This is a genomic window from Extensimonas perlucida (assembly GCF_007655255.1).
Lineage (GTDB): Bacteria > Pseudomonadota > Gammaproteobacteria > Burkholderiales > Burkholderiaceae_C > Extensimonas > Extensimonas perlucida.
This window is the reverse complement of record NZ_VMYE01000012.1, coordinates 97,472-103,552: the sequence shown is the minus strand read 5'-3', so window position 1 is coordinate 103,552 and position 6,081 is coordinate 97,472. Positions and strand designations below refer to the sequence as shown.

General features: G+C 66.2%; 7 protein-coding genes and 1 pseudogene. 2 read left to right on the top strand and 6 right to left on the bottom strand.

Translation table 11 applies throughout. From position 1 onward, the window contains the following. Positions 1-125: 125 nt before the first annotated feature. Positions 126-416 (bottom strand): annotated as a pseudogene (locus tag FK527_RS11410) (bifunctional metallophosphatase/5'-nucleotidase); the annotation flags it as partial. 410 nt (positions 417-826) lie between these two features. Here FK527_RS11410 and lysA point away from each other — a divergent pair. Continuing rightward, the gene (gene lysA / locus FK527_RS11405) at positions 827-2,146 is read left to right on the top strand and encodes a diaminopimelate decarboxylase (protein WP_144733762.1); all 1,320 of its coding nucleotides are present in this window, start codon (positions 827-829) and stop codon (positions 2,144-2,146) included. 211 nt (positions 2,147-2,357) lie between these two features. On the opposite strand, the gene FK527_RS11400 is transcribed toward lysA, so the two are convergent. The 5 genes from FK527_RS11400 to FK527_RS11380 all read right to left on the bottom strand — a co-directional run bounded on the left by FK527_RS11400 (position 2,358) and on the right by FK527_RS11380 (position 5,226). Further along, a complete protein-coding gene (locus FK527_RS11400; protein WP_246072760.1) occupies positions 2,358-2,534 on the bottom strand; it encodes a BrnA antitoxin family protein in 177 nt (58 codons plus the stop codon). A 323-nt stretch (positions 2,535-2,857) separates the two neighbouring features. Further along, positions 2,858-3,874, bottom strand: a complete 1,017-nt coding sequence (locus FK527_RS11395; RefSeq protein ID WP_144733759.1) for an NAD(P)H-dependent glycerol-3-phosphate dehydrogenase — start codon at positions 3,872-3,874, stop codon at positions 2,858-2,860. A gap of 52 nt (positions 3,875-3,926) precedes the next feature. Then, the gene (gene secB, locus FK527_RS11390; protein ID WP_144733756.1) at positions 3,927-4,373 is read right to left on the bottom strand and encodes a protein-export chaperone SecB; all 447 of its coding nucleotides are present in this window, start codon (positions 4,371-4,373) and stop codon (positions 3,927-3,929) included. A gap of 150 nt (positions 4,374-4,523) precedes the next feature. Beyond that, positions 4,524-4,793: a glutaredoxin 3 gene (gene grxC, locus FK527_RS11385; protein ID WP_144733753.1), complete on the bottom strand. Its 270-nt coding sequence runs from the start codon at positions 4,791-4,793 to the stop codon at positions 4,524-4,526. 28 nt (positions 4,794-4,821) lie between these two features. Then, positions 4,822-5,226, bottom strand: coding sequence for a rhodanese-like domain-containing protein (locus tag FK527_RS11380; protein WP_144733750.1), 405 nt, complete (start codon positions 5,224-5,226; stop codon positions 4,822-4,824). Positions 5,227-5,309: 83 nt separating this feature from the next. On the opposite strand from FK527_RS11380, the gene gpmA reads away from it, so the two are divergent. Further along, on the top strand, positions 5,310-6,053 hold the full coding sequence (gene gpmA, locus FK527_RS11375; RefSeq protein ID WP_144733747.1) for a 2,3-diphosphoglycerate-dependent phosphoglycerate mutase: 744 nt from the start codon (positions 5,310-5,312) through the stop codon (positions 6,051-6,053). Positions 6,054-6,081 lie beyond the last annotated feature (28 nt).

The following is a 6,081-nucleotide window of genomic DNA, read 5'->3' as shown; positions in this document are numbered from 1 at the left end:
CGATCATCATGGTGTACGGGCTCCTTTGCTGGCTTGCTCATGTTCCTCAATCAGGGCTTGCAAAACGGCACGAGCCATGAACAGGGGGTAGCGGCGGGAGTCTATACAATCGTCAGGGATGCGACAGCAAACTCCTTGCGCGCCTGGCGCACCAGCGCCGCCGTGCGCTCGAAGCCGAAGGACTTGTCCTCGGCGAGCTTGAAGTAGTCGTAGCTGCGCACGTTGAAGTGCAAGTCGGTCGTTTCGAGCACCGCGAGCGTGGCACTCGCAGGGGTGGACAGCGGCGTGGCAGGTGTGGGCGCCACAAAATCCGAGCCGCCACCGCCACAAGCGGTCAGCAGCCCCAGCAAGGCTAGCAACCCTGCGCGGGCCGGCCGCAGCGCAAAAGACACTGAAAAGGAAGGACGTTCCAGCATGGCAAATATCCAGAAAGTGGAAGAAGTGCCCGAGTGTCTGGAGCCGGTTTGACAGTGCAATGAAACGTGCACTGGCGTGCACTCAGCCCCTTTGGGCAGGCAGCGGGAACGCGCAGACTTGTCCCCGCACCGGCTGCACAACTCTGTGGAAAAGCCCGAAAAAGCCTTGTACGGCGTTTGTAAGCCATTGATTTTTAGGCACAAACGACGCATTGCCAAACTTTTCAGCAGGCGGGCGCCCGCTTATCCCGCGCGCCGCTGGACAAACATGTGGATAAGTTTTGGCTTGCGCTGTATGGCCGCGGCAAGCCCTTGATTTGCCGGGCGGCACCGCAGATTGCTTCTTTTTTGCGCACGAGACACAAGCGAAAAAAGGCATGATTGGGGGCTTTGGATTTTCGGGAAGTTCCATGTCCAACCCTTTTTCCCCTGCGCAGCTCACGGCGCTGACCGCGCGCTTTGGCACGCCTTTGTGGGTGTATGACGCGGCCACCATCCGTGCGCGCATTGCGGCGCTGGCCGCGTTCGAAACCGTGCGCTACGCGCAAAAGGCCTGCTCCAATCTGCACATCCTGCAACTCATGCGCGCGCAGGGCGTGCGCGTCGATGCGGTCTCACGCGGCGAGGTGCTGCGCGCGCTCGCTGCCGGCTATACCGCGGGCCATACGGCCGAAAAAGTGCGCGGCGACGCGGCGCGCGCGGCTGCGGCCGAAATCGTCTTCACCGCCGACGTGTTTGACCACGCCACGCTCGAATGCGTGGTGACGCAGGGCGTGCCCGTGAACGCGGGCTCGATCGACATGCTGCACCAGCTGGGCAAAGCGGCGCCCGGGCATCCGGTGTGGCTGCGCATCAACCCCGGCTTCGGCCACGGGCACAGCAACAAGACCAACACCGGCGGCGAGCACAGCAAGCACGGCATCTGGCACGCAGACCTGGGCGCGGCGCTCGCGGCGGTGCGCGCGCACGGCCTTGCGCTCGTGGGCCTGCACATGCACATAGGCTCGGGCGTGGACTACGCGCACCTCGCACAAGTGTGCGGCGCCATGGTCGAGCTCGTGCGCGCCACGCACGCGGCGGGGCACGACGTGCACGCGATTTCGGCCGGCGGTGGCCTCTCGACGCCCTACCGCGAGGGCGACGCGGTGGTCGATACGCAGCACTACCACAGCCTGTGGGACGCCGCGCGCCGCGAGGCCGAGGCCATCGTGGGCCACGCACTCGGGCTCGAAGTGGAGCCCGGCCGCTATCTGGTGGCCGAATCGGGCGTGCTGTTGTGCGAAGTGCGTGCCACCAAGCACGCGGGCGGCACACATTTCACGCTCGTCGATACGGGCTTCACCGAGCTGCTGCGCCCCGCGATGTACGGCAGCTACCACGCGATGAGCGTGCTGCGCCCGGACGGCAGCACACCGGCGGGCAGCCGCGCCACCGTGGTCGCGGGGCCGCTGTGCGAGTCGGGCGACGTGTTCACGCAGGGCGAAGGCGGCGTGCTGCTGCCGCGCCAGCTACCGCCCGCGCAGGTGGGCGACCTGCTCGTGATCCACGACACCGGCGCCTATGGCGCGAGCATGTCCTCGAACTACAACACGCGCCCGCTCGCGGCCGAGGTGCTGGTCGATGCCGATCACGCGCGCCTGATCCGCCGCCGCCAGACCGTGGAGGAGTTGCTCGCGCTCGAGCAGAACCTGCACGAAAGCACTGCGCTACCGCGGCTTTCGGCAGCGTAAACCGCACGCGGGGGCCGAAGGCGACCGGTGGCGCAATTGGGGGCAGATTCCCATTTTTTCTGCCAGCCTCTCACCCAACGCGGTGGTGTACGCAGTCATGGCCGCTCCTATGAACGTCGTAGCTGAGGGGCCACTCGGCGGCGCAACCAACGGGGTACCGGCAAGCTATGCTTGCCGGCGGTCCACTCGAGCGTAGTGTCCGGCCATATGGTTACGCACCTCGCGAATGACGTGCGACGTACTTTCGCAGAACGCTGTCCATCAAGGACTGCCAACCCTCACCGGTGGACTTGAAATAGGCAATGACTTCCGGGCTGTAACGCACCGACACGAGCAACTTCTTGTTCGCGGACCTGGGGCGGCCACGAACGGAAGCCAGGGGAACCATTGCCCACCGCCCGCGCCCTTCGCCCACTTGCCCACAGCCCTCCACGATGGTGAGAAAAATCTCCAATACACTGCCGACGTCTACAACGATTCGACTCGTTGCGCCTCGCTGCTTTTTGCGGGGGCTTCAGGCTCATACCTGATTTGGAAAAGACTGGCACGCGACGGCGCCTGCCTGCGGGGCCAAACGTGGAAGTGAGCGGCCTGCGCGGCTTTTTCGCGCAGGCCGCTCGACTGCCGGTTATGTACGCGCCCGGCGTCAGTCAGGGCAGGCAGCGGCGCGCGCGCAGCCAGAGCTTGGGGTGGCGCCCGGTACCGCGCGACTCACCCGCGCTCTGGCTCGGCGCGCGGCTCGCGCTCCATGAGCAGGGCCACGGCGTCGGCGGCTTGCAGGTGGCCGTCGAGCAGGGCCACCACGGTTTCGGCAATGGGCATTTCCACGCCCAGGCTGCGCGCACGCTGCACGGCGGTGTGTGCGGAATAGACGCCCTCGGCCACGTGGCCCAGAGAGGCCACGGCCTGCTGCAGGCTCTGCCCTTGTGCGAGCAGCAGGCCCACGCGGCGGTTGCGCGAGAGGTCGCCCGTGGCCGTGAGCACCAGGTCGCCCACGCCCGCCAGGCCCAGAAAGGTTTCGCTGCGCGCGCCCAGCGCCAGGCCCAGGCGCGTCATCTCGGCCAGGCCGCGCGTGATCAGCGCGGCGCGCGCATTCAGGCCCAGCTGCAGGCCGTCGCACAGGCCCACTGCGATCGCAAGCACGTTTTTCACGGCACCGCCGATTTCAACGCCGATGAGGTCGTCGTTCGCATACACGCGCAGGCTCGGGCCGTGGAAGGCCTGCACCAGCGCGTGGCGCACCGATGCGTGCGCGCTCGCCGCCACCAGCGCCGTCGGCTGGCCGTGCGCAACCTCCTGCGCAAAGCTTGGGCCGCTGAGCGCACCCGCTTTCAAATCAGGAGCTACCTGGGCGCATATTTCATGGGCCAGCAACCCAAAAGCGTCTGAACCCGCAGGCGCGGCCTCGAAGCCCTTGCAGAGCCAGGCGAGCGGCACCTGGCTATCGCGCAGCAGCGCCAGAAACGAACGCAGCGCCGCCATGGGCGTGGCGACGATGAGCAGATCGGCACCGCGCGCACACTGCAGCGCATCGCCCTGCGCCAGTGCCAGGTTCTCGGGCAGCGAAACGCCCGGCAGATAGCGCAGGTTCTCGCGCCGGGCCTGCATGTCGGCCACCTGCTGCGCGTTGCGCGCCCACAGCGTGACCGCATGGCCCGCAGGATGGCGCGCTGCATTCATGGCCAGCGCCGTACCCCAGGCACCGGCGCCGAAAACTACGATATTCATAGCTACTGACGCTTACTGGATGGGCACAAAATGGCAAAACGACTCGAAATACTTACTGCGCCATGCCCCCAGCCGCCTGCGCCTGCTGCTGCTCGTACATGGCCTGGAAGTTGATCTCGGCAAGGTGCACGGGCGGAAAGCCGGCGCGCGTGATGATGTCGGCGACGTTGCCGCGCAGGTACGGATAGACGATCTGCGGGCAGGCGATGCCCAGCACCGGGCCCATCTGGTCTTCGGGCAGGTTGCGGATTTCGAAGATGCCGGCCTGCTTGACCTCGACCAGGAATACCGTGCGATCGTCGATGCGCGTGTGCACGTTGGCCGTGACGGCGACTTCGATGATGCCCTCGCTCACGGGCGTGGCTTCGACGCCGAGCTGAATGTCCACCGTGGGCTGGCTCTGGTCGAGCAGGATGCCGGGCGAGTTGGGCTGCTCGAGCGACATGTCCTTGAGATAGACGCGCTGAATTTGGAAAACGGGGGTGTCTTGGTCGGCCATGGTGGAGTCTTTGCGTGAAAGTGGAGCGAAACGATGCCCGCCGGGGAGTGGCTCCCACGGCGGGCAGACAGACAGGTGGGCTGGCGCAAGTGCCGGCAGCCGCGCCGCATTATGCAATCGCGGCGTGTCTTTACAACGCCATCCTGTGGTTCAGGCCGCGGGCTTGCCTTCGAGCAGCGGCACCAGGCCGCCGCGCGCGTCCAGCGCCACGAGGTCATCGTGGCCGCCCACGTGCGTGTCTCCGATGAAAATCTGCGGCACGGTGCGCCGGCCGGTGATCTCCATCATGTGCTGGCGTGCCGCAGGGTCGGCATCCACGCGGATTTCCTCGATGTGCTGCACGCCCTTGGACTGCAATATCTGCTTGGCGCGCACGCAGTAGGGGCAGACGGCGGTGGTATACATCTTCACGGTTTGCATGCTTGTCTTTCGCTCAAAAAGTGGGGGATCAGGCTTTTTCGACCGGCAGCCCGGCCTCGCGCCAGGCCTTGAGGCCGCCGGCGAGCACCTGGGCGTTCTCGTAGCCGAGCTTGCGCGCGATGGCCGCCGCGCCGCGCGCGCGCATGCCGCTCGCGCACACCAACACCACGGGCAGGGACTTGTTCTTCACCACGGCCGGCAGGCGCTCCTGCAGCTGCGCGAGCGGCACGTTTTTCGCGCCGTTCACATGCCCCGCGGCAAACTCGCCGGGCTCGCACACGTCGATGACCACGGCTTTTTCGCGGTTCATGAGCTGCACCGCCTGCTGCGGCGAGAGGGCGCCGCCGGCATTGCGCAGCATGGGCAAAAACAGCATGCCACCCGAGGCCAGGGCGATGAAAATCAGGTACCAGTTGTCGATGATGAATTGCACGAAAGCTTCCTTAGAACCCGTTCACGATCGGCAGGATTCTAAAATGACTGGTTTTGACCCGTTCACTGGCCTTGCAAGAAACCATGCACAAACTCGTCCTGATCCGCCACGGCGAATCGCTGTGGAACCTCGAAAACCGCTTCACCGGCTGGACCGACGTGGACCTCACGCCCACGGGCGTAACGCAGGCCATGTCCGCGGGCAAGCTGCTGCGCGCCGAGGGTTACGAATTCGACCTGGCCTACACCAGCGTGCTCAAGCGCGCGATCCACACGCTGTGGTATTGCCTCGACGAGATGGACTGCACCTGGCTGCCCGTGGTCAAGAGCTGGCGCCTCAACGAGCGCCACTACGGCGCGCTGCAGGGCCTGAACAAGGCCGAGATGGCCAAGCAGTACGGCGACGAGCAGGTGCTGATCTGGCGCCGCAGCTACGACACGCCGCCGCCCGCGCTCGAGCCCGCCGACCCGCGCTGCGAACGCGCCGACCGGCGCTACGCGGGCTTGGCGCCCGATGAAGTGCCGCTGACCGAATGTCTCAAGGACACAGTGGCGCGCGTGCTGCCGTTCTGGAACGACACCATGGCCCCGGCGATCCGCGCGGGCCAGCGCGTGGTAGTCGCGGCGCACGGCAACTCGATCCGCGCGCTGGTCAAATACCTCGACGGCATCTCCGACGCCGACATCGTGGGCCTGAACATCCCCAACGGCATCCCGCTGGTCTATGAGCTCGACGCCGAGCTCAAACCCCTGCGCCACTACTACCTCGGTGATGCGCAGGCCGTCGCGCAGGCGGCCGCGGCCGTGGCCGCACAGGGCAAGGGCTGAAGGCAGGGGTCGGCAGGTGCGGCGCAGG

Coding starts and splice junctions, on each gene's coding strand:
- gpmA (WP_144733747.1), top strand. CDS start 5,310: ATGCACAAACTCGTCCTGATCCGCCACGGCGAATCGCTGTGGAACCTC.
- FK527_RS11400 (WP_246072760.1), bottom strand. CDS start 2,534: ATGGTTCCCCTGGCTTCCGTTCGTGGCCGCCCCAGGTCCGCGAACAAG.
- secB (WP_144733756.1), bottom strand. CDS start 4,373: ATGGCCGACCAAGACACCCCCGTTTTCCAAATTCAGCGCGTCTATCTC.
- FK527_RS11395 (WP_144733759.1), bottom strand. CDS start 3,874: ATGAATATCGTAGTTTTCGGCGCCGGTGCCTGGGGTACGGCGCTGGCC.
- grxC (WP_144733753.1), bottom strand. CDS start 4,793: ATGCAAACCGTGAAGATGTATACCACCGCCGTCTGCCCCTACTGCGTG.
- lysA (WP_144733762.1), top strand. CDS start 827: ATGTCCAACCCTTTTTCCCCTGCGCAGCTCACGGCGCTGACCGCGCGC.